This window comes from Jiangella mangrovi, from assembly GCF_014204975.1.
Classification (GTDB): Bacteria; Actinomycetota; Actinomycetes; order Jiangellales; family Jiangellaceae; genus Jiangella; species Jiangella mangrovi.
On the sequence record NZ_JACHMM010000001.1, the window covers coordinates 1833420 to 1855060 of the forward strand.

At 73.2% G+C, this 21641-nt stretch carries 21 protein-coding genes; 7 read left to right on the forward strand and 14 right to left on the reverse strand.

What is annotated here, in order from left to right; all coding sequences use genetic code 11:
- Positions 1–12: 12 nt before the first annotated feature.
- Complete coding sequence (locus tag HD601_RS08505; RefSeq protein ID WP_184821003.1) at positions 13–990, reverse strand: helix-turn-helix domain-containing protein; 978 nt, start codon at positions 988–990, stop codon at positions 13–15.
- 126 nt (positions 991–1116) lie between these two features.
- Here HD601_RS08505 and HD601_RS08510 point away from each other — a divergent pair, with 126 nt between their 5' ends.
- The 3 genes from HD601_RS08510 (at position 1117) to gad (ending at position 8118) form a co-directional block, all read left to right on the forward strand.
- Positions 1117–4473 carry a S8 family serine peptidase gene (locus HD601_RS08510; RefSeq protein WP_184821005.1) on the forward strand — a complete coding sequence of 1119 codons (3357 nt, stop codon included), beginning with the start codon at positions 1117–1119 and terminating at the stop codon, positions 4471–4473.
- A gap of 36 nt (positions 4474–4509) precedes the next feature.
- A complete protein-coding gene (locus tag HD601_RS08515; protein WP_184821007.1) occupies positions 4510–6495 on the forward strand; it encodes an AarF/UbiB family protein in 1986 nt (661 codons plus the stop codon).
- Between the two features lie 249 nt (positions 6496–6744).
- Complete coding sequence (gene gad, locus HD601_RS08520) at positions 6745–8118, forward strand: glutamate decarboxylase (RefSeq protein ID WP_221440711.1); 1374 nt, start codon at positions 6745–6747, stop codon at positions 8116–8118.
- Position 8119: 1 nt separating this feature from the next.
- Here the strand turns inward: gad and HD601_RS08525 are convergent, their stop codons facing one another.
- From HD601_RS08525 to HD601_RS08570, 10 genes are all read right to left on the reverse strand, one after another.
- Positions 8120–8425: a thiamine-binding protein gene (locus tag HD601_RS08525; RefSeq protein ID WP_184821009.1), complete on the reverse strand. Its 306-nt coding sequence runs from the start codon at positions 8423–8425 to the stop codon at positions 8120–8122.
- 26 nt (positions 8426–8451) lie between these two features.
- Positions 8452–9564 carry a hypothetical protein gene (locus tag HD601_RS08530; protein WP_221440712.1) on the reverse strand — a complete coding sequence of 371 codons (1113 nt, stop codon included), beginning with the start codon at positions 9562–9564 and terminating at the stop codon, positions 8452–8454.
- A gap of 79 nt (positions 9565–9643) precedes the next feature.
- Entirely contained in the window at positions 9644–10294 is a 651-nt protein-coding gene (locus HD601_RS08535; protein ID WP_221440713.1) for a response regulator, read from the reverse strand.
- Complete coding sequence (locus HD601_RS35545; protein WP_221440714.1) at positions 10291–11538, reverse strand: histidine kinase; 1248 nt, start codon at positions 11536–11538, stop codon at positions 10291–10293. The genes HD601_RS08535 and HD601_RS35545 overlap by 4 nt, the downstream gene beginning before the upstream one ends.
- A gap of 23 nt (positions 11539–11561) precedes the next feature.
- Positions 11562–12131 (reverse strand): TetR/AcrR family transcriptional regulator, encoded by a 570-nt coding sequence (locus HD601_RS08545; protein WP_184821011.1) that lies wholly within the window; start codon positions 12129–12131, stop codon positions 11562–11564.
- 120 nt (positions 12132–12251) lie between these two features.
- Positions 12252–12698 carry a 50S ribosomal protein L9 gene (gene rplI, locus HD601_RS08550; protein ID WP_184821013.1) on the reverse strand — a complete coding sequence of 149 codons (447 nt, stop codon included), beginning with the start codon at positions 12696–12698 and terminating at the stop codon, positions 12252–12254.
- 17 nt (positions 12699–12715) lie between these two features.
- Positions 12716–12952, reverse strand: a complete 237-nt coding sequence (gene rpsR, locus HD601_RS08555; RefSeq protein WP_026877935.1) for a 30S ribosomal protein S18 — start codon at positions 12950–12952, stop codon at positions 12716–12718.
- A 124-nt stretch (positions 12953–13076) separates the two neighbouring features.
- A complete protein-coding gene (locus HD601_RS08560; protein WP_184821015.1) occupies positions 13077–13601 on the reverse strand; it encodes a single-stranded DNA-binding protein in 525 nt (174 codons plus the stop codon).
- A gap of 13 nt (positions 13602–13614) precedes the next feature.
- A complete protein-coding gene (gene rpsF, locus HD601_RS08565) occupies positions 13615–13905 on the reverse strand; it encodes a 30S ribosomal protein S6 (protein ID WP_184821017.1) in 291 nt (96 codons plus the stop codon).
- A gap of 192 nt (positions 13906–14097) precedes the next feature.
- Positions 14098–14523 (reverse strand): hypothetical protein, encoded by a 426-nt coding sequence (locus tag HD601_RS08570; RefSeq protein WP_184821019.1) that lies wholly within the window; start codon positions 14521–14523, stop codon positions 14098–14100.
- A 59-nt stretch (positions 14524–14582) separates the two neighbouring features.
- On the opposite strand from HD601_RS08570, the gene HD601_RS08575 reads away from it, so the two are divergent.
- Positions 14583–15371: a deoxyribonuclease IV gene (locus tag HD601_RS08575; RefSeq protein WP_184821021.1), complete on the forward strand. Its 789-nt coding sequence runs from the start codon at positions 14583–14585 to the stop codon at positions 15369–15371.
- 193 nt (positions 15372–15564) lie between these two features.
- On the opposite strand, the gene HD601_RS08580 is transcribed toward HD601_RS08575, so the two are convergent.
- Positions 15565–16071 (reverse strand): MarR family winged helix-turn-helix transcriptional regulator, encoded by a 507-nt coding sequence (locus HD601_RS08580; protein WP_184821023.1) that lies wholly within the window; start codon positions 16069–16071, stop codon positions 15565–15567.
- An 88-nt stretch (positions 16072–16159) separates the two neighbouring features.
- Between HD601_RS08580 and HD601_RS08585 the strand changes: the two genes are divergently transcribed.
- The 3 genes from HD601_RS08585 to HD601_RS08595 are packed head-to-tail and all read left to right on the forward strand — an operon-like array spanning position 16160 to position 18994.
- Positions 16160–16768, forward strand: coding sequence for a YceI family protein (locus HD601_RS08585; RefSeq protein ID WP_184821025.1), 609 nt, complete (start codon positions 16160–16162; stop codon positions 16766–16768).
- 40 nt (positions 16769–16808) lie between these two features.
- A complete protein-coding gene (locus HD601_RS08590) occupies positions 16809–17948 on the forward strand; it encodes a peptidoglycan bridge formation glycyltransferase FemA/FemB family protein (RefSeq protein WP_184821027.1) in 1140 nt (379 codons plus the stop codon).
- 2 nt (positions 17949–17950) lie between these two features.
- Positions 17951–18994 (forward strand): alanine racemase, encoded by a 1044-nt coding sequence (locus HD601_RS08595; RefSeq protein WP_184821030.1) that lies wholly within the window; start codon positions 17951–17953, stop codon positions 18992–18994.
- 40 nt (positions 18995–19034) lie between these two features.
- Here the strand turns inward: HD601_RS08595 and HD601_RS08600 are convergent, their stop codons facing one another.
- Positions 19035–20177 carry a hypothetical protein gene (locus HD601_RS08600; RefSeq protein WP_184821032.1) on the reverse strand — a complete coding sequence of 381 codons (1143 nt, stop codon included), beginning with the start codon at positions 20175–20177 and terminating at the stop codon, positions 19035–19037.
- Positions 20174–21616, reverse strand: coding sequence for a glycosyltransferase 87 family protein (locus HD601_RS08605; RefSeq protein WP_184821034.1), 1443 nt, complete (start codon positions 21614–21616; stop codon positions 20174–20176). Before HD601_RS08605 ends, HD601_RS08600 begins: the two co-directional genes overlap by 4 nt.
- Positions 21617–21641 lie beyond the last annotated feature (25 nt).

A 21641-nucleotide genomic window follows, 5' to 3' on the forward strand; every position in this document is an offset into this window, starting at 1 on the left:
GCGGCTCGGGGCTCAGGCCCAGCCGCGCTGGGACGCCTGGAAGCCGAGCTGCAGCCGGGTCTCGGCGCCGGCGGCGTCCATGAGCGCCCGCACCCGTCGCTGCACCGTCCGCAGCGAGAGTTCGAGCATGTTCGCGATCGCCTGGTCGGTCATCCCCGCGAGCAGCAGCCCGAAGATGCGCGCGTCCAGCGGGGTGAGGCCCGGCGGCGGTCGCTCGGCCAGTGCGCCGCCCGAGCCGAGGACCAGCGGGACCGACTCGTTCCAGACCTTCTCGAACAGTGCCATCAGGGCGTCGAGCAGACCGCTCTGGTGCACCAGCAGCGCCCCGACGGCGCGGGACTCGCCGGAGACCAGCGGGACCAGGGCGATCTGCCGGTCGACGACCAGCAGGCGGATCGGCACCTCGGGCGCGACCCGCACCTCTTCGCCGTCGGTGAGGGCGAGCTCGGCGGCGGCCGCGAAGCCGGGCCGGTCGAACGCGGCCCGCTCGAGGACGACCCGGAACCGGACACCGCGCTCGACGGCGGCCTCCTCGGCGGTGTTCTCCTCGCCGGAGATCGCGATGACCTCGGCCTTCGTCAGGCCGAGCACCTCGGAGCGCGCGGACGCCTGCAGCTGCATGAACCGCTGGCCGACGGCCTGGGCGCCGTAGACGACGTCGACGACATCGCCCACGCTGCGGTCGGACTCGGTGCGCCGGTACGCCTCGGTCAGCGCGGCGATCTCGACCTCGGCGCGGCGCAACTCCTCCTGCCGGTCGACGACGAGGGCGGCGAGGGCGACCGAGGGCGGTGACGCGACGTAGTGCTCCGGGCTGGCGCTGGAGCGGGCGGCCAGTCCCCGGCGCTCGAGCGTTGCCAGCGCCGTCGCCGCCTCGCCGGGGCGGATGCCCAGCCGCGCGGCCAGCGCACTCACGTCGGCCGAGGGCACCTCGACCAGCGCACGGTACGCCGACTCCTCCGTCTCACCGAGTCCGAGCACATCGAACACGATGCCTCCCTTCCCGTGTGTCGTCGCTGGCGGATACCGGTCATGGCGCATTCACGTCAGGTTGCATTGTCCTGGATCGTGGCAGATTTACGAATGGCCCGTCTCCTCCAGAAAGCGGGGCTCGCTGTGCCTGCTCTCCGTCGCGCCGTCGCCGTCCTGGCCGGCCTCACGTTCGCCGCAGTCCCTCTGACCGGCTCCGCCACCGACCTGCCGGCGACGCCGTTGCCGCAACTGCCGGACGGTGTCGAGGCCGGCGGCGTCCGCACGGTCACGCTGATCACCGGCGACGTCGCGGTGCTGACCTACGGCCGGGGCGAGGCGCCGACGGTGCGGGTCGAGTCCGACGACCCGGGCGGCTACGAGGTGCGCCGCGAGGGCGACGACGTCTACGTCATCCCGGCGGCGGCCGAGGAGGCGCTGGCCGCGAACCGCGTGGACCGGCAGTTGTTCAACGTGACGGCACTGGTGGAGCAGGACCTCGACGACGCCTCGAGCGACACGCTGCCGCTCATCGTCACCTATGCCGGCGGCGCCGCCTCCTCCCGCGGCGCCGCCCCATCCGCCACAGCCGCGCTCCCCGCCGGCGCCCGGCGCACCAACGACCTGCCGTCCATCGGCGCCGACGTCGTCGAGGCCGACAAGGCCGCCGCGGACGCCGTCTGGGACGCCGTCGCGCCGCGGACCACGACGCTGGGCCGCCAGGTCGAGAAGATCTGGCTGAACGCCCGCGTCGCCCCGGTCCTCGACGAGAGCGTCCCGTACGTCGGCGCGCCGGAGGCGTGGGCGGCCGGGTTCGACGGCACCGGCAGCACGGTCGCCGTCCTCGACACCGGCATCGACGCCGAGCACCCCGATCTCGCCGGCGCCGTCGTCGACGCCGAGAACTTCACCACCAGCCCCGACGTCGTCGACCGCGACGGTCACGGCACGCATGTCGCGTCGACGGTGCTCGGTTCCGGCGCGGCCTCGGGCGGCAGCAACCGCGGCGTCGCCCCGGGCGCGGGCCTGCTGGTGGGGAAGGTGCTCGGCGACGACGGCTTCGGCGAGCTGGACTGGATCATCTCCGGCATGGAGTGGGCGGTCGCCCAGGGCGCCGACGTCGTCAACATGAGCCTGGGCAACACCGAGCTCGGCGCCTGCGACGACCCCATGGTGCAGGCCGTCGAGGCGCTGTCGGCGGCATCGGACACCCTGTTCGTCATCGCGGCGGGCAACCTCGGCGGCCCGTCCGAGACGGTGACCAGCCCCGGCTGCGCCGCCAGCGCGCTCACCGTCGCCGCCGTCGACCTCTCCGACACGACGGCGGACTTCTCCGGCCGCGGCCCGGTGCCGGTGACGCACGCCGTCAAGCCGGACATCGCCGCGCCCGGGGTCGGCATCACCGCGGCCCGGGCCGGCGGCCGCGGCGACGCCGCGTACACCGACCTGAGCGGCACGTCCATGGCCACCCCGCACGTCGCCGGGGCCGCCGCCGTCGTCCGGCAGGCGCACCCGGACTGGACCGGCGAAGAGGTCAAGGCCGCCCTGCAGAGCACGGTGCGCCCGGGCAACGACACCGACATCTACGAGCAGGGCGCCGGCATCCTCGACGTCGCCACGGCCGCGACCGGCACGCTCGCCGGGCCCGCCACCGTCGACCTCGGCACGCTGGCCTGGCCGCACGACCCGGCCGAGGCCGTCACCACCGACGTCGTCTACACGAACACCGGCGCCGCCGACGCGACCCTGACCTTCGAGCTCGACGCCCGCGGCGAGAACGGCTCCGTCCTGCCGCCCGAGGCCACCGCGCTCGGCAGCACGACGCTGACCGTCCCGGCCGGCGGCACCGCGGCGCTCCCCGTCACCTTCGACCCGTCCGTCCTCGACTACGGCCACTACGGCGCCGTCAGCCTCCGGCTGGTCGCGCGGGCCGGCGCGGACACCGTCGTCACCCCCATCGGGGCCTACGCGGAGCCGCAGCAGGTCGACGTCACGTTCCGGGTCATCGGCCGCGACGGCGAGCCGGCCGACGGCTTCAGCTCGCTCGACGTGCTCGACCTGGACAGCATCGCCGCCCAGCGCGTCGACCTCGAGGGCCAGGACCCCACGCTGCGGCTGCGCACCGGGACGTACTCGATCGCCGCGACCGTCACGGAGGCGGACCCCGAGACCTTCCAGATCACCGAGGCGGCGTTGCTGGCCGAGCCGGAGCTCCTGCTCACCGAGGACCGGACCATCACGCTGGACGCCCGCCGCGCCCTGCCGGTCCGCATCCGCACCGACGAGCCGATGCGGCTGCACAGCGGCGGTGTGTCCTACGCGCGAGTGGTCGACAACTGGATCCTGTCGAACACGCGCTACTTCCGCGCCGACCTGGAGACGCTGTACCTCGGCCGCATGGGCGACGTGACGCGCGGCGCGTTCGACGTGACGGAGGCCTGGCTCTACACCTCACCCGACGGCGCCGCGGAGCCGGTCGACTACCACCTCGTCTACCCGCACACCGGGACGATCACGACGCGCGACGTCAACCACCGGGTCGAGCAGGACCGGCTGGCCCGCATCGACTCGACCTTCCACACGCCCGGCGCGCCGGACGAGTACACACAGTACGTCGACGCCTACAGCGAGCTGCGGGAGGCGTACGTCGGCCTCGGCGACGTCGTCCAGTTCGCCGCGCCGGGCGACCGGACGATCTACGTGACGCCCGAGGTGCCCGTGCGCCAGACCGTGGTCCACCCCGACGGCACGCAGTGGTTCTGGGGCACCCCGATGTCGTCGGCCACCCGGCCGCTCGCGGCGGGCAGCCGCACCGCGGAGACGTGGTTCGGCGCCGGACTGCGCCCCGCGATCGCGGCCAACGCCCAGGGCCGGTTCGACTCCGCCGGCCGGGTCGGCAACCTCATCTGGACCAACTTCCCGGCCTGGGCCGACAGCCAGGACGGGCACTACGCCTGGAACGGCCTGAACGACCTCGGCGGCATGGAGCTGTTCGCGAACGGCGAGTCGCTCGGCCGGTGGGGCTGGTACGGCCAGGGCGAGTGGGACGTGCCGGCCGCGGCGACCGACCTCGAGCTGGTCTACGACCTCGTCCGCTACGACCGCGGCTTCTCGACCTGGTCGGCGCCGCTGTCGGCGCAGACCCGCTGGCGGTTCACCTCGTCGGCCGGCGACGACACGCTGCCGCTGCTGTTCCCGACCTACGACGTCGACGTCGACCCGCGGAACCAGGCGGCCGCCGTCGACGGGTACCGGATCGGGATCGGCGTCGAGGCGACCCCGTCGTACGAGGCCGGCGCGCTGGCCGACGCCGCGGCATGGGTGTCCTACGACGACGGCGGCAGCTGGACGCCCGTCCCCGCGGACCTGACCGGCGACACCGTCGTTGCGACCGTCGACAACCGCCCGGCCGCCGGCGGCCACGTATCGGTCAAGGTCGAGCTCACCGACGCCAACGGCGTGGGCGTCACCCAGTGGATCCAGCGGCTCTACGGCGTCGCCTGAGCGCCGGCTCAGGGCGCGCCTGGAACACTGGCGGCCGTGGATGTACTGACGTTCCCGATCGTCGCGGCGTTCTCCGTCGTCACGGCGCTGATCTTCGGGCTGATCGCGCAGCGCCTGCTCGGCCTGCGGCTGGGGCTGTTCCGGCTGCTGCTGACCGGCGGGTTCGCGCTGTTCGTCGGCCCGCTGATCATGTTCGCGCTGCTCGACCAGTTCACGCTGTCGCCGCACGGCCTGACCGACCAGAGCGAGGGCCCGGTCGCGTTCTGGTTCGTGCTGCTGGGCAGCGTGCTGACGATCCTCGCGTCGATGGTGCTCCTCGTGGTCATCGAGGCGTTCGTGCCGATGGGCTCGCTGCCGCCGGCGCTGGTGTGGGGACGGGGTCTGCTCGGCCGGGTGCGCCGGGCGCGGCGGTACTGGCAGATCGTCGGCATCGCCATGCGGCACGGCCTCGGCTCCTACCTGCGCGGCACCCGCGGCGACCGCGCGCTGGACGCGCCGTCGGGCCGGGCGCAGCTGGGCCGGGCGCTGACGACCACGCTCAACGCCGGCGGCGTGACGTTCGTGAAGCTCGGACAGATCCTCGCGACCCGCCGCGACGTCCTGCCCGCCGAGGTCGCCGACGAGCTGGCCCGGCTGCAGGACGACGCCGCCCCGGTGCCCTGGCCCGACGTCGAGAAGGTGCTGGTCAGTGAGCTGAACGCGCCGGTCGAGGACCTCTTCGCCGAGTTCGACCGCGAGCCGCTGGCGGCCGCGTCCGTCGGCCAGGTGCACGTCGCGCGGCTGCACAGCGGCGCCGAGGTCGTCGTCAAGGTGCAGCGCCCCGGCATCCGGCCGGTCGTCGAGCGCGACCTCGACATCGCGGCGCGGCTGGCCGGACGGCTCGAGACCGGCACCCGCTGGGGCCGGCGCATGGGCGTGCGCGCGCTGGCGGCGGGGCTCGCCGAGGCGATCCTCGAGGAGCTCGACTACCGCATCGAGGCCGAGAACATCACCGCGGTCGCGACGGCGCCCAGCCGGCAGCCCGACGTGGTGCTGCCGGAACCGCATCCGGCCCTGTGCACCGAGCGGGTCCTGGTGATGGACCGGCTGCACGGCACGCCACTGAACCGTGCCGACGCCGTCATCCGCAAGAAGGGGTTCGACCGCGACGCGCTGGCGACGACGCTGCTGGACTGCCTCCTGCGCCAGATCGTCATCGACGGCATCTTCCACGCCGACCCCCACGGCGGGAACATCTTCCTGCTCGACGACGGCCGGCTCGGGCTGCTCGACTTCGGCTCCGTCGGCCGCCTCGACGGCGCCCTGCGCGACGCCCTGCAGCGGCTGCTCGTCGGCGTGGACCGCGGCGACCCGCTCGCCGTCAGCGACGCCCTGCTCGAGTTGGTGCCCCGTCCCGACGAGATCGACCAGCAGCGGCTCGAGCGCGACATCGGCCGGTTCATGGCGCGGCACACGTCCGGCCCAGTCAGCAGCGGCGTGCGGATGTTCGGCGACCTGTTCCGCGTGGTCGCCGACCACGGCCTCGCCATCCCGCCCGAGATCGCCGCGGTGTTCCGCGCGCTGGCGACGGCCGAGGGCACGCTGACCCGGCTGACGCCGCGGTTCGACCTCATCGGCGGCGCCCGGACCCTGGCCAGCGGCTACGTCGAGGAGCAGTACGGCCCGGACCGGCTCAAGCAGGCCGCCACCGAGGAGCTGGCGGCGCTGCTGCCGATCCTGCGCCGGCTGCCGCGCCGGGTCGAGCGCATCGCCAGCGCCGCCGAGCACGGCCGGCTGGGCCTCAACATCCGGCTGCTGGCCGACGAGCGCGACCGCGCCGTGCTGACCACGATGCTGCACGAGGTGCTGCTGACGTTCCTGGCCGCGACCACCGGCATCATGGCGGTGCTGCTCATCGGCACCGACGGCGGCCCGCAGCTCACCGACGAGGTCGGCCTGTACGCCCTGATCGGCTACAACATGCTCGTCATCAGCGCCATCCTCGCCCTCCGAGTACTGGCGCAGATCTTCCGTCGCGGCTAGAAACCCCGCGCCGGCCACGCACCCGCAGCGGACGAGAGCGGGGGCGACGGCACCGGGCCACAGCGCCGTGGAGCGTGCGGAAGATGTGGAGCCGGCGTCAAGAGCGCGCGCGGCATGCTTCACCGCCGCGAAGCGGAGCCGGCGCAGCATCTTCCGCACGCTCCGCGGCCCAACCCGACCCCGACGGAGGCGCCGCTCTCATCCGCTCCGGGTGAGCCCGCGACGGCGCGCTGTCCCTAGCGTCGGGGAATGGCCATGCACGTCGACACCTACGACGACCGCTACGGCAACGCCTTCCTGCTGCGGGCGGCGCCGGACGACCGGCTGCCCCAGCTGGGCATGTCGGCCACGGACGCGATGCGGCTGCTCGGTGAGGAGTTGGTCCTCGACGGCATCCCGATGCGCAATCTCGCGACGTTCGTGACGACGTGGATGGAGCCGGAGGCGCAGCGGGTCATCGCCGAGAACCTGCACCGCAACTACATCGACCACGCCGAGTATCCGCAGACCGCGCTCATCGAGCAGCGCTGCATCCGGATGCTGGCGCGGCTGTTCCACGCTCCTGGCGAGACCACCGGCACCCGCACGCAGGGGTCGTCGGAGGCGATCATGCTCGGCGCGCTGTCGCTGAAGTGGAAGTGGCGGCAGCGGCGCGAGGCGGCCGGGAAGAGCACGGACCGGCCGAACCTGGTGTTCGGCGGCGACGTGCACGTGGTGTGGGAGAAGTTCTGCCGCTACTTCGACGTCGAGCCGCGGATCATCCCGCTGCGCCCGGACCGGTACACGATCGGCCCGGAGGACGTCGAGCCGCACGTCGACGAGAACACGATCGGGGTCGCCGCGGTCCTGGGCACGACGTTCACGGGCCACGCCGACGACATCTCCGGCATCAACGACCTGCTGGTCCAGCTTCGCGAGGAGAAGGGCATCGACGTCCCGCTGCACGTCGACGGCGCGAGCGGCGGCTTCGTCTGGCCGTTCCTGTACCCCCACACCGAGTGGGACTTCCGGCTGGAGCAGGTCCGCTCGATCAACGTGTCGGGGCACAAGTACGGGCTGGTCTACCCGGGCATCGGCTGGCTGATCTTCCGGACCACCGACGACCTGGCCGAGGACCTGGTGTTCTACGAGAACTACCTCGGCAAGAAGGACGCGACGTTCACGCTGAACTTCTCGACCAACGCCAGCATGGTGCTCGCGCAGTACTACAACTTCGTCCGCTACGGGTTCGACGGCTACCGCTTCATCATGGAGACCATGCAGGCCAACGCCCAGGCGCTGGCCGAGCGGATCGTCGGGGCGGGCGACTTCGAGCTGGTCGGCGACAAGGACGCCGAGCAGCTGCCGCTGGTCGCGTTCAGGCTCGCCGGCGAGCACGACTACGACGAGTTCGACGTGTCCGGCCAGCTCGCCGCCGAGCGCGGCTGGATGCTGCCCGCGTACACGCTGCCGCCCAACGCCCAGCACGTGACGATCATGCGGGCGCTGGTGAAGCAGACGCTGGGCCGGTCGCTGGCGGAGACGCTGGCCGACGACCTCGCGGAGGCCTGCACGACGCTGGACGCCAAGGGAGGCCTGCACGAACGGGACCGCCGCCGGGTGAAGACCGGGACCGGCTACTAGGTCAGGCGTCGCCGCGCCGCTCGAGCGCCGCCTCGAGCCGCTCGACCTTGCCCGTCATCTCGCCGGTGCGCCCGGGCCGGATGTCGGCCTTGAGCACCAGGCTGACGCGATGGCCGTGCCGGCCGACCGCCTCGGTGGCGCGCTTGACGACGTCGAAGCACTCGTCCCAGTCACCCTCGATGGTGGTGAACATGGAGTCGGTGCTGTTGGGGAGGCCGGACTCGCGGACGACGGCGACGGCGTCGGCCACCGCCTCGGCCACGGAGTCGCCGGTGCCGGACGGGGCGACGGAGAAGGCTACGAGCATGGCTCCATCGTAGGTCGGCGACGCCGTCAGCCCTCGGCGCCGCAGGTCGCGCAGCCGCCGCGACGGCGCAGCCAGTAGGCCAGCGCCGCCCAGGCCAGCGCGACACCCCACAGCGGCCACAGCATCGCCGGCCCGACGGCGGCCCAGTCGCTCGCGGTGAACCTGGCGTCGAGGAGCCCGGTCTTGGTCAGGCTCAGTCCGCCGGCCGTGGCGAGCATCGCCACCACCGTCGCGGGGACGACGGCGAGCCCCACCGGCACGGAGCGGCCACGCAGCACCGGGATCCAGCGCGGGAACACCTCGCCCCACCGCTGCACCAGTCCGAGCGTCAGCACCGTCCCCACCAGCGCGAACGACCCCAGGAACGCGGCCGCGACCATGCCGCCGTCGGCGGCGGCCGCGTCCAGCTGCTCCCGGCTCATGCCCATCGGCACCCCGGCCACCCAGAGCCAGCGCGTCGCGGCGTAGAGCGCCGGGATCACGGCCGCGACGTACGTGGCCGCCCGGCCCCAGCGCAGCACCGTCGCGACCCGCGCCGCCCGGTCCGGCCGGCCGCACCGCACGCAGGAGCCCGCGGTACGCCGCGCGTAGACGACGGTCGCCGCAGCCCAGAGGAAGCCGCCGGCCAGCGCCAGCACCTGGTGCACGTGCTCCGGCCCGAACGCGTTGCCGAGGTCGGCGCGCAGTCCCGCGTCGAACGGCGCGAGGGCGACGATCATCGGCACGTAGCCGAGCACGGCCAGGATCCGCATGTCCGGCACGACCACCAGCAGCACCACGGCCAGCAGTCCGCCGAGGCCGACGGCGAACCGGCGCCACCAGCGGGGCACCTCCGCGCCCGCCCGGTGCCGGGCCATGACGGCGCCCGTGCCGGCGGCGGCCAGCGCGACCGCGGCGAACAGCGGCGCTCCGGCGTCGGCCGGGACGTCGCCGACGAGCGACAGCTCCGGCTCCGGGTCGGCGGCCGGCGGGAAGCCCGACCCCGTCAGCGTCCAGCCCAGCGCCGTCAGCCCGTAGCCCAACGCCCACAGCGTCGCGGCCCAGGGCGCCCACTGCGGCCAGCGCCGCCAGAAGCCGCCCCGTGCCGGACCGCGCTCGGCCGCCGCGGGCGCCGTCGTCACCATCGTCGTCTCGTTCATACCCCGACGATCGCGCGTGGGCCAGTGCCACTGCCTCCCGCCGCCCGGTGATCCACCTCCCCCATGGGAGGGAATGCCGTCAGCGCGGGCTGATGAAGCCGGACTCGTAGGCGGCGATGACGGCCTGCGTGCGGTCGCGGACGCCGAGCTTCGTGAGGACGTTGCCGACGTGGGTCTTGACCGTCTCGGTGCCGACGACCAGCTCCGCGGCGATCTCGGCGTTGGACAGGCCGGCCGCCACGAGCCGCAGCACCTCGGCCTCGCGCTCGCTCAGCCCGGCGGCGGCCAGCGCGTCGCCGCCGTTTCCGCCGTGCGACGCCGCCAGCCTGCGGATGGCCGCCGGGAACAGCAGCGAGTCGCCGCGGGCGACCAGCCGGACCGCCTGCACGATCTCCTCGGGCCGGGCCCGCTTGAGCAGGAAGCCGTGCGCACCCGCCACCAGTGCCTCGTACACGTAGTCGTCGTTCTCGAACGTGGTGACGACGAGGATGCGCGGGGGGTCGTCGCGCCGGCTGAGCAGCCGAGTCGCCTGGATGCCGTCGACGGCGGGCATCCGCACGTCCATCAGGACGACGTCCGGCCGCGACCGCGTCACGAGCGGCCCGACCTCGGCGCCGTCGGCGGCCTCGCCGACGACGCGCAGGTCCGGCTCGGCGTCGATGATGGCCCGCAGCCCTGCCCTGACCAGCGGCTCGTCGTCGACCAGCAGCACGGTGATCTCTGCGCTCAACGTCCGTCTCCCGTCCGCGCCGGCAGGTGCACGCGCACCCGCCACACGCCGTCGGCGGCCTGCGCGGACAGCTCGCCACGCAGCAGCCGCACCCGTTCCCGCATGCCGCGCAGGCCGCGGCCGCCGTTCGCCCGCGGCCGCCGAACCGTCACGCCGTCGGGCAGCGGGTTGGACACGTCGATGTCGAGGCCGGTCGCCGTCGCCGCGACGCGCAGCCGCACCGGCACCTGCGCGGCGTGCCGGGCCGCGTTCGTCAGGCCCTCCTGCACGATCCGGTACGCCTCGCGCGACAGCACCGGCGGGACGGCGGCGAGGTCGCCGTCGACGGTGGCCTCAAGGTCCATGCCGGTGGTCCGGGCGTCGTCGACGAGCCGGTCGAGGTCGGCCAGCGTGCGCTGCGGCGACAGCTCGGCGTCGGTGCCCGCGCGCAGCACGCCGAGCACGTGGTCGAGATCCTCCATGGCCGTCCGGCCGGCCTCCTCGACCGCGAGCAGCGCGCGGCGGGCGAACTCCGGGTCCGTGTCGAGGACCCGGCGCGCGGCCGCCGCCTGCAGCGTCGTGACCGTCAGGGCGTGGCCGACGGAGTCGTGCAGCTCGCGGGCCAGCCGGTTGCGCTCGGCGAACTCCTGCGCCTGGGTCTCCATGGCCAGCCGCAGCTCGGCCGGCGACGGGCCCAGCAGCAGCGGCGCGAACCAGGCCAGCAGGGCACCGAGCCCGGCCACCAGGTACGCCGTCGCCACGACCAGGCCCAGACCCAGCAGGACCGCCCACCCGCCGGTGACGCCGTCGAGCATCGCCAGCCCGCCGACTCCGCCGCCGTCGTCGAACCCGAGCCCGCGGGCCACCAGCACCACCGCCGTCGGCGCCGTGAACAGGATCGCCACCATGGCCACGCCGCCGCTGAGCAGGTGCAGCACGTACCAGCCGGCGCCGAACAACCGCGTCTCCCACGGCGGGTCGGCCACCGGGTCGGGCAGGTCGACGTCGAGGAAGTGCCGCGTCGCGGTGATCTCGAGCGCGCGCAGCGCCGGCAGGAACGGCGGCACCGTCCCGATGACGAACGTCACCGCCGCCAGCACCGCCGACGGCACGACCGGCGTCCCCGGCTCGGTGAACAACTGGACGAACCCGATGATCAGCAGGACGTACGGGATGAGGACGACGCCGCCGAGCAGCAGATGCACGCCGCGGCGGACGAGACGGCGCCCGGTCAGCGGCGCGACGATCGTCCCGAGCGCTCCCACGCCGACGATTGTGGCAGGTCCGCTCAGGCCTGACGGCCGTCGCCGTCAGGCACCATGGAGAGCGCCACGACACAGGCGGCGTCGAAGATCTCCTCCGACGTCGCGTCGACGTCGCTCAGGATGGCGGGCCCGCCGTGCAGCGCGTAGAACGCCAGGCGGCCGCAGAGCTGTGCCGGCAGCGGGTCGGCGGGATCGACGACGAAGCCGATGAGCGTGCGCATGCGCTGCCGCAGGGCGTCGCCGGCCTCGAGTCCCCGCAGCGCCGGCTGGTTCTCGGTGAGGAACCGCAGCAGCGTGCCCTGACCGCGAACCGCCTTGCCGTAGCGCTCGATGAGCTCGCGCCGGTGCTGCGGCGTCGGCTCGCGCTCGCGGGACCAGTCGACGACCTCGTCGACGGCGGCCAGCAGGTCGCCGACCAGGCTCCGGACGATGTCGTCCTTGCTCTTGAAGTAGTAGTAGAGCGACGCCTTCGTCATGCCCAGCCGCTCGGCCAGCTCGCGCAGGGACGTCTTGTCGTAGCCCTGCTCGGCGAACAGCTCCAGCGCCACGCGCTGGATGCGTGCTCTGGTGCTGCCGAGCTCTGTGTCCTGCATGGGGGCGGGCTCCGTCGACGCGGTGGTGGCTTGTCTCAGACCGTACCCGGAATCCGGATCGGTTCCACCACCACGACGGGCCCGCAGCCGGCTGGCTGCGGGCCCGTGGTGATGAGAACGTCAGGCGGAGACGACCTCGAGGGTCACGTTGGCCGCGACCTCGGGGTGGAGCCGGACGGTAATGCGATGCGAGCCGACCGTCTTGATCGGGCTGCCCACCTCGATGCGCCGCTTGTCGATGGCCGGGCCACCGGACTCGGAGACCGCGGTCGCGATGTCGGCGGACGTGACGGCGCCGAACAGCCGGCCGGTGTCGCCGGCCTTGGCGACCAGCTTGACCGGCGTGTTCTCGAGCTTCGCCTTGACCTCACGAGCGGAGTCGAGGTCGGCGAAGTCGCGGGCCTGCCGGGCGCGGCGGATGGAGTCGATCTCCTTCTGCCCGCCCTTGGTCCACGCGAGCGCGAAGCCACGCGGCACGAGGTAGTTGCGGCCGTAGCCGTCCTTGACCTCGACGACGTCGCCGGCGGCACCGAGACCCGGCACCTCCTGGGTGAGAATCAGCTTCATGGCGTCCTCTCCCCTTCTCAGCGAGCCGTCGACGTGTACGGCAGCAGCGCCATCTCACGCGCGTTCTTGATGGCCGTGGCGACGTCGCGCTGGTGGCGGGTGCAGTTGCCGGTGACGCGACGGGCACGGATCTTGCCGCGGTCGGAGATGTACTTCCGCAGCAGCGAGGTGTCCTTGTAGTCGACGTAGTCGACCTTGTCCTTGCAGAAGGCGCAAACCTTCTTCTTCGGCTTGCGCAGCGGAGGCTTTGCCATCGTGGTGCTCCTCCTTCGGGGAGCCCGGTCGCCTCGCTGGGCGGCTGACCGGGATGGGTGGACGGGCGCGCTCCCGTGCTGGGCGACCTCCAGAGTCGCCCGGGAACGCGGGATTACGTGGTGATCAGAACGGGGGCTCGTCGGCCGGCGGGCCGGACGGAGCGCCCCACGGGTCGTTGCCGCCGCCCTGCTGCGGCGCACCGCCGCCGCCGGACGGGGTGGCCCACGGGTCGTTGCCGGCAGGCGCGCCGCCACCGTAGCCACCACCGCCGCCGCCACCGGACCGCTGGGTCCGGGTGACCTTGGCCGTGGCGAACCGGAGGCTGGGGCCGATCTCGTCGACCTCCATCTCGATGACCGTGCGCTTCTCGCCCTCGCGCGTCTCGAACGAGCGCTGGCGGAGCCGGCCCTGCGCGATGACGCGCATGCCGCGCTGCAGCGATTCGGCGACGCTCTCGGCCGCCTGCCGCCACACCGAGCACCTCAGGAACAGCGCGTCGCCGTCCTCCCAGGTGCTGGTCTGCCGGTTGAACGTCCGCGGCGTGGACGCGATGGTGAAGTTCGCCACCGCGGCGCCGTTGGGCGTGAATCGCAGCTCAGGGTCGTCGGTGAGGTTACCGACGACCGTGATGACGGTCTCGCCTGCCATGAACGAATCCCTCTCAGTGGGCTTCTGGCCGAACGACCTTGGTACGGAGCACCGTCTCGGAAAGCCCGAGCTGGCGGTCGAGCTCAGCCACAGTGTCGGCCTCGCACGTGACGTCGAGCACCGCGTAGATGCCCTCGCTCTTCTTGCCGATCTCGTACGAGAGCTTGCGGCGGCCCCAGATGTCGACCTTCTCGACCGAGCCACCGGACTCACGCACGACCCCGAGATACTGCTCGAGGCTGGGTTGCACGGTGCGCTCCTCGGACTCGGGGTCCAGGATCACCATGACTTCATAACGACGCATGCCGGATCACCTCCTGTGGTCTTCGCGGCCACGGTCTCTCCGTGGCAGGAGGGCTGAACGTCGATGGCCCGGTCGGATGCACACACGTCCGCGCATGACCAGGCCGCAGGCAAGGTTACCAGCGATGCGCCGAAACGCCGATTCGGTTGTCCACAGGCCTTGACCTGCGCTTCTGCCGGCTGCGGGAAACCGTCAGAAATCGGACCCGGCCTCGAGCCGCTGGCGCAGCAGCTGCTCCAGCGGCATGGACTCGCCGTCGCGCGCGCCGACGCCTGCCTGCAGTGGCGGGTCCGACGGCGTCACGTTCGCCCCGGTGAGGCGGGCCGCGGCCGAGCGCGGCACGTCCAGGAGGTAGAAGGAGCCGTCCTCACCGACCGCCATGGCCCGGTTCCGGCGCACGTACCAGCCGCGCAGCCCGGTGCGGTAGGTGACGGCGCCGTCGCCGGCCCGCGCCCGCAACGGCCCGGGCTCGATGCCGGCCGACCTCATGGCCGCGACGAACTCGGCGACGAGTGCCCGCGCCCGCTCGGTCTCGGCGGCCTGCTTGCGCGCGAGCGCGTCGGCGTGGGCCTGGACGGCCTCGCGTCGCTGCTCGCGCCAGCTGGCTTCTCCGGTCATCGATGAGGAGCCTACGGGGACCGGTCGCGATGTCGGACCGGCGCGGTAGCGTCTGGGCCATGGCTGTGCAGCGCATCGGTGCCCACGTGAAGCAGGGCGACCCCATAGCGACGTCCAAGGCGAACGGCGCCGGGGCGGTGCAGATCTTCCTGGGCGACCCGCAGGACTGGAAGGCCCCCAAGCTGGCCTACCCGGGCGGGGCCGAGGCGCTGAAGGCCGACGCCGAGGCGGCCGGCCTGACGGTGTACGTGCACGCGCCGTACGTGGTCAACGTCGCGACCACGAACAACCGCATCCGCATCCCCAGCCGCAAGATCCTGCAGCAGCACGTCGACGTCGCGGCCCAGGTGGGCGCGGCGGGCCTCGTGGTGCACGGCGGGCACGTGCTCAAGGGCGACGACCCCCACGCCGGCGTCGACAACTGGCGCAAGGCGGCCGAGCAGCTCGACGCCAAGGTGCCGGTGTTCATCGAGAACACCGCGGGCGGCGACTACGCCATGGCCCGCAAGCTGGACCGGCTGGCCATGCTCTGGGACGCCGTCGGCGAGTTCGGGTTCGGCTTCTGCCTCGACACCTGCCATGCGTTCTCGGCCGGCATCGCGCCCGAGGACATGGTCGACAAGACGCGCGCCATCACGGGGCGCATCGACCTCGTGCACGCCAACGACAGCCGCGACCCGTTCGACTCCGGGGCCGACCGGCACGCCACCATCGGCACGGGCAGCATCGGCGGCGAGGCCATCGTCGCCGTCATCCAGGCCGCCGGCACCGACGCCATCGTCGAGACGCCCTTCGAAGGCCAGGACGACGACGTCGCCTACCTCCTGGACAACATCAAAGCAGCCTGACGTGCCGAAACCCCACCGGCGCGCCCACGCATCGGCAGGTGACCGAGCCCGGCTCGAGCCGGCTCACCCACCAGGCCGGTGGGCGGGGATGCCGTCAGGGGTAGGCGCGGGCGTCCGAGCGAGGAACGAGCGAGGCGGGCGGGGACGGCATCCCCGCCCACCGGCCGGACCACAGACGGCGATCAGCCGGGACCTACACCCCGACGTGCGTCCGCGCCCGAGCGGCTTCGGCGACTCCTGCGACCGCTTCGGGCCGGACGGTGTCACGCACGATCCGCAGCGCGTCGGTCAGCGCGGTGAGCTGCTCGGGCGTCAGCAGGCCGGTGTACCAGCGGTCGACGTCCTCCATGTGGTCGGCCACGGCCGCCGTCACGCGCTCGAGCCCGGCGTCGGTGAGGACGGCCCAGGTGCCGCGGCGGTCGGTGTCGCAGCTGGCCCGGGCCACCAGGCCGGCGCGTTCGAGGCGGTCGACCACCCGGGTGACCCCGCTGGTGGTCAGGCTGGTCTGCGCGGCGAGGTCGCTCATGCGCAGCTGGCAGTTGGGTGTGCGCCCGAGTCGCAGCAGGATCTCGAGCTCGTTCTCGGACAGGCCGTGCTCGGCCAGGCGGGCGGCGAACTTGTTGGTCAGCCCCCGGTGCACCTCGACGAGCAGCCCGACGGCGGTGAGCCGGTCGTCGTCGATGATTCGCGTCGTCGCCATAGATGCTGATGCTAACAATGGTTGACGGCGCAAAATATTGAATGTTGAAGCAGATCGAGCAGAGATTCGACCAGAGAAGGGGCACGCGATGGCCGAGGCTCACGCCACCGGCAACCTGCACCCGTGGAACGGGCTCACCGTGCCGGCGGCCGGCGTCTTCACGCTCGACCCCGCGCACGCCGACGTCACGTTCGCGGTGCGGTACCTCATGGTCACGCAGATCAAGGGCCGGTTCGGCGACGTCCGGGCGACGCTGACCGTCGGCGAGGACCCCACCGCGTCGCACGTCGAGGTGGTCGTGGGGACGGCGAGCCTGGCCACCGGCGAGGACGACCGTGACGAGCGGCTGCGCTCCGCGGACTTCTTCGACGTGGTGCACCACCCGGAGCTGACGTTCCGGTCCACGCGCATCGCGCACGTCGAGGGCAACGAGTTCGTGCTGGCCGGCGACCTCACCATCCGCGGCACCACCCGGCCGGTCGACTTCCGGGCCAGTTTCGACGGCGTCGGCTTCGACCCGTGGGGGGCGCAGGTCGTGGGCCTGTCCGCGCGCACCGAGATCGACCGGGAACGGTGGGGTCTCACCTGGAACCGGGCGCTCGAGACCGGTGGTGTGCTCATCGGCCGGAAGGTGGTGCTGGAGATCGACGCCGAGTTCACCCGGCCTGCGCAACCGGACACTCCCGGACGATCGTGATCGTTCTCGGGTCCGCAGCCGGAGCGGGTACCCTCGCCCCGTGACACGCAGCCCCGCCCTCGCCGTCCGAGAGATCACAAGCGACCAGCACCTCGCCGCGATCGCCGAGCTGCCCTCGGTCAGCTTCCTGCAGACTCCGGCATGGGGCGTGGTCAAGCGCGACTGGCGGTCCCGCTCCGTCGGCTGGTTCGACGGCGACAAGCTGGTCGGCGTGGCGTTGGTGCTGTACCGCAAGGCGCCGCGCGTCCGCCGCTACCTCGCCTACGTCCCCGAAGGTCCGAGCATCGACTGGGAGGCCGCGGCCACCGGCGGCGACCTGCTGCGCTGGCTGGCCCCGCTGGCCGAGCACGTGAAGGCCCAGGGCGCGTTCGGCCTGCGCATGGGACCCATGGTGGTCACGCGCCGCTGGTCCAACGCGACGCTCAAGGAGGCGCTGGCCGACCCCGGCGTCACCCGGCTGCGCGACCTGCCCGCCGACGAGACCACCGCCACCGGCACCGCGCTGGCCGAGCAGCTGACGGCGCTGGGCTGGCGTGCGCCCGCCGACGTCGACGGGTTCTCCGCCGGCCAGCCGCGGCACGTGTTCCAGCTGCCGCTCGAGGGCCGGTCGGCCGACGAGGTCCTCAAGGGCTTCAACCAGCTGTGGCGGCGCAACATCAAGAAGGCCGACAAGTCCGGGGTCGTCGTCACCCAGGGCAGCGCCGCCGACCTCCCCGCGTTCCACCGGATCTACGCCGAGACCGCCCAGCGCGACGGCTTCACGCCGCGCCCGCTCGCCTACTTCGAGGGCATGTGGGCCGCCATGACGGACGAGGCGCCGGAGCGGCTGCGGCTCTACCTCGCACACCACGAGGGCGACCTCGTCGCCGCCACCACCATGACCCGCGTGGGCACGCACGCCTGGTACTCCTACGGCGCCTCGACGACGGCCAAGCGCGACGTCCGCGGCTCCAACGCGATCCAGTGGCGGATGATGCAGGACGCCCTGGCCGAGGGGTGCGCCGTCTACGACCTGCGCGGCATCACCGACACGCTGTCCGAGGACGACTCCCACGCCGGGCTCATCCGGTTCAAGCTGGGCACCGGCGGGCACGCCGTCGAGTACCTGGGCGAGTGGGACCTCCCGCTCTCGCGCGTCCTCTACTCCGCATTCGACCTCTACATGAAGCGCCGGAGCTGACCGTGTCCGTCACCTTGCACATCGCGGCCGGCCCGTGGCGGGACCGCGTCCGCCGCTACGTCGACGACGCGGCCGCCGCGGGTGTCACCGTCGTCCCCGTCGCCAAGGGCAACGGCTACGGCTTCGGCAACGCCGTCCTGGCGGCGGAGTCGGCGGCGCTCGGCGTCACCACGGTCGCCGCCGGCACGTACGAGGAGGTCCCGGCCGTCGCGCAGGCGTTCGGCGGCGACGTCCTGGTGCTGACGCCGTGGCGGCCCTGGCTCGACGGCGGGTTCGGCGACGAGCGCGTCGTGCACACGGTGTCGCGGCTCGAGGACCTGCGGGCGCTCGCGACGGGCGACGCGCGGCCGCGGGTGGTCGTCGAGGTCCTCACGAGCATGCGCCGCCACGGCGTCGCTGCCGGCGACCTCGCCGAGGTGGCGAAGCTGATCGACGGCGTGCGGTTCGAGGGGTTCGCGCTGCACCTGCCGCTGACCGGCGACCACACCGCCGAGGCGACGGCGCTGGCCCGGCAGGCGTTCGAGGCGGCGCCGGCGGCCCCGCGAACCGTCTGGGTCAGCCACCTCACGCCCGCCAAGGCGGCCGCCGTCGCCCGCGACACCGGCGCCGAGGTGCGGCTTCGGGTCGCGACGGCGCTGTGGCTGGGCGACCGCACGGGCCTGACGGCGAAGGCGACCGTTCTCGACGTGCACCGGGTGCGCCGCGGCGAGACGTTCGGCTATCGCCAGCGCCGGGCCCGCCGCGACGGCACGCTCCTGGTGGTCGCGGGCGGCACGGCGCACGGCATCGCGATGCAGGCCCCGAGCGCCGCGACGACGCTGCGCCAGCGCGCGACCGCCCTCGCCCGCGGTGGCCTCGAGGCCGGCGGCCGCGCCCTGTCGCCGTTCCGCGTGGCCGGCAGGCAGCGCTGGTTCGCCGAGCCTCCGCACATGCAGTGCTCGATGATCTGGCTTCCCGCCGACGCCACCCCACCCGCTGTCGGCGACCAGATCGACGTCGAAGTCCGCTTCACCACCACCACCTTCGACACCCTCGCCTGGGGATAGGGACGGGCATCCCCCGCCGCTCAGCCGGACGCAACCCCGGCTAACCCGCCCACCGACCGGTCAAGTAGGCAGCCGCCCAGACCGACATCAGCGGCACCGACACCACCAGATACGCCCAGAGGACCCAGCGCCGCCGAACGGCCAGGACGGCGATGGTCACCCACAGGGGCCACCAGAGGAGCGTCGCCCGCGGCACCGAGAAGAACCAGGTCGACGTGCCGAACGCGATGACCTGGAGGCCGACCCAGGTGGCCTCGCCCCAGCGGCGCCACCAGAGCAGCGCCCCGGTGAGCACGACGCCGACGAGCATGGCGACGATCTCGGCGCGGAACATCCACGCGAAGCCGGGCGACTGGGTGCCGCCGAACGCGGCCTGCCAGGTGGTGTCGAATGCCGTCCAGGGCCAGGTGAAGTGGCGGTCCCAGCCCTCGGCCTGGGCGTGCAGCCAGGCCAGCCAGTCGCCGGTCTCGGACTCGAGGAAGGCCGACCACGCGATCAGCGGCAATGCGGGCAGGAACAGCCAGCCGAGGCCGGACCACCAGGGCCGCCCGGTCTGGGCCATGGCCTCGCGCCGGGTGGTCAGCCACTGGACGGCGATGGCGGCGGCGAGGAACAGGCCGCTCACGCGGATGGTGCACGAGAGCGCCGTCAGGACGCCGGCCGCGGGCCAGTGCTGCCGCCGGGCCGCGAGCCAGGCGGGCAGCGCGCAGGCCAGGAAGAGCGACTCGGTGTACGGGGCGGCGAGGAACACCGCGGACGGCGCGGTGACCCAGACCAGCACGGTGAGCCGGCCGATGCTCTGGCCGCCCTCGAGCTCGCCGATGCGGCCGAGCGCGAGGGCCGCGACGGCGCCGGCGAGCAGCGACACGAGCAGCCCGGTGAACACGTGCTGCAGGCCGGCCTCGCCGCCGAGCCACAGCAGTCCGGGGAAGCCGGGGAAGAACGCCTCGTTGGGGACGCCGGTGGGCTCGCCGCCGTAGCCGTGGATGGCGATGCCGGCGTAGTGCCAGTAGTCCCACTGCTGCCACCGGTCGAGCGCGGGGACGACGTCCTGTCCCTGCGCGACGAACATCCAGCCGGTGGCACCGGCGATGACCCACATCGAGACCCGGCTCGCCAGCCAGATGGCCAGCGAGTCGGCGTCGACCGGGCGGGCACGGTCGAGGAGGCTGCGCGCCGTCATGCCGGCTCCGTTCCCCCGCGCCGGTGCCGCGCGGCGGCGACGGGCGGGCCGGCCGGCGACGGTGACGGCGTGACGTACCGCCGGACGGGGTCCTCTTCGGGATGGCGGATGTCGCGCACGACCATGACAACGAGCCAGAGCAGCCCCGCGATCCGCAGCACGATCGCCAGAGCGTACTGGTCGTTGCTGATCAATGGCGCGGACGGGTCGTACAGGGTGCCCAGGTAGCGCCAGACGCACACGAAGTACACGACCTCGGCGGCCTGCCAGAGCGCCAGGTCGCGCACCCGCGGCCGGGCCAGCACGGCCAGTGGCAGCAGCCAGAGCGAGTACTGCGGCGACCACACCTTGTTCACCAGCAGGAAGGCGGCGACGGCGAGGAAGGCCAGTGGCGCGACGCGGGGTGGGACGGGCGCCGTCAGGGCGAGCGCGGCGATGAGCACCAGCAGCACGGCCGCGGACACCACCACGAGGTCGTCCACCTGCTCGGGCAGCAGGTCCGGCGCCAGCAGGCCGAGCGCGTACCAGGTGGAGCCGAAGTCGGCCGCGCGGTCGACGTTGAAGGTGAAGAACTCGCGCCAGCCGGTGGGCGCCCACCAGGCCACCGGCAGGTTCACCGCACACCAGGCGACGACGGCGCCCGCGACGGCCAGGCCGGTGTCGCGCAGGGCGGCCCGCCGCTCCGGCGACCGCAGCGCCACCAGGACCATTACGCCCAGCAGCAGCACCGGGTAGAGCTTCGCCGCCGTCCCGAGGCCGATCAGCACGCCGGTGAGCACGGGCCGGTCGCGGCTCCACGCCAGCAGCGCCAGCGAGGTCAGCAGCACGGCCAGCAGGTCCCAGTTGACGTTGGCGCTGAGCAGAAGGACCGGCGACGCGGCCACGAGCAGCCCGTCCCAGGGCCGCCGTCTCTCCGTGCGCGCGGTGGCCGCGACGACGCCCAGCGCGCACACCGCCATGAGCGTCGCGGTGAGGTCGAAGAACGTCACGCTCTCGGCGACGTCGGGCGCGAGGCCGGGCGTGACCCGGACCGCGCCGAACCAGTCGGTCAGCAGGGCCGCCAGTGGCGCCGTCGCCTGCATGACGGCGCCGGTCAGCACCGGATACTCCAGCAGGCTGTCGCGGTAGGCCAGCAGGCCCTCGGCGAATCCGCGCTCGCGGTAGAGGAACGCGACGTCGCTGTAGCAGAGCGACGTCCACATCGACCGGTCCGCGCGGTCGGCCCAGCCGCCGGCACGACACGGCTGGTCGGCGAGCAGCCCCAGCGCCAGGACGACGACGGCGACCGCCAGGGCGATGCGCAGCGGACCCCACCAGCGGCGCGGCGCCGCGGCCCGGCGCCCGAACGGGCCGCCGACCACCTCGCTCATCGCGGCGACGAGGGGGTCCTCACGACTCGGCGCGGCGGATCCCTCGCGGCGCTGCGGCGTGACGGACACGAATGGACAGCCTAGAGGGAGCGCG

Bases quoted from the DNA above. Each gene is read 5' to 3' on its own strand.
- HD601_RS08530 (WP_221440712.1), bottom strand. From the start codon at position 9,564: ATGAACGAGACGACGATGGTGACGACGGCGCCCGCGGCGGCCGAGCGC.
- rpsF (WP_184821017.1), bottom strand. From the start codon at position 13,905: ATGCGTCGTTATGAAGTCATGGTGATCCTGGACCCCGAGTCCGAGGAG.
- HD601_RS08580 (WP_184821023.1), bottom strand. From the start codon at position 16,071: ATGGCGACGACGCGAATCATCGACGACGACCGGCTCACCGCCGTCGGG.
- rpsR (WP_026877935.1), bottom strand. From the start codon at position 12,952: ATGGCAAAGCCTCCGCTGCGCAAGCCGAAGAAGAAGGTTTGCGCCTTC.
- gad (WP_221440711.1), top strand. From the start codon at position 6,745: ATGGCCATGCACGTCGACACCTACGACGACCGCTACGGCAACGCCTTC.
- HD601_RS08585 (WP_184821025.1), top strand. From the start codon at position 16,160: ATGGCCGAGGCTCACGCCACCGGCAACCTGCACCCGTGGAACGGGCTC.
- HD601_RS08545 (WP_184821011.1), bottom strand. From the start codon at position 12,131: ATGCAGGACACAGAGCTCGGCAGCACCAGAGCACGCATCCAGCGCGTG.
- rplI (WP_184821013.1), bottom strand. From the start codon at position 12,698: ATGAAGCTGATTCTCACCCAGGAGGTGCCGGGTCTCGGTGCCGCCGGC.
- HD601_RS08600 (WP_184821032.1), bottom strand. From the start codon at position 20,177: ATGACGGCGCGCAGCCTCCTCGACCGTGCCCGCCCGGTCGACGCCGAC.
- HD601_RS08560 (WP_184821015.1), bottom strand. From the start codon at position 13,601: ATGGCAGGCGAGACCGTCATCACGGTCGTCGGTAACCTCACCGACGAC.
- HD601_RS08570 (WP_184821019.1), bottom strand. From the start codon at position 14,523: ATGACCGGAGAAGCCAGCTGGCGCGAGCAGCGACGCGAGGCCGTCCAG.
- HD601_RS08525 (WP_184821009.1), bottom strand. From the start codon at position 8,425: ATGCTCGTAGCCTTCTCCGTCGCCCCGTCCGGCACCGGCGACTCCGTG.
- HD601_RS08575 (WP_184821021.1), top strand. From the start codon at position 14,583: ATGGCTGTGCAGCGCATCGGTGCCCACGTGAAGCAGGGCGACCCCATA.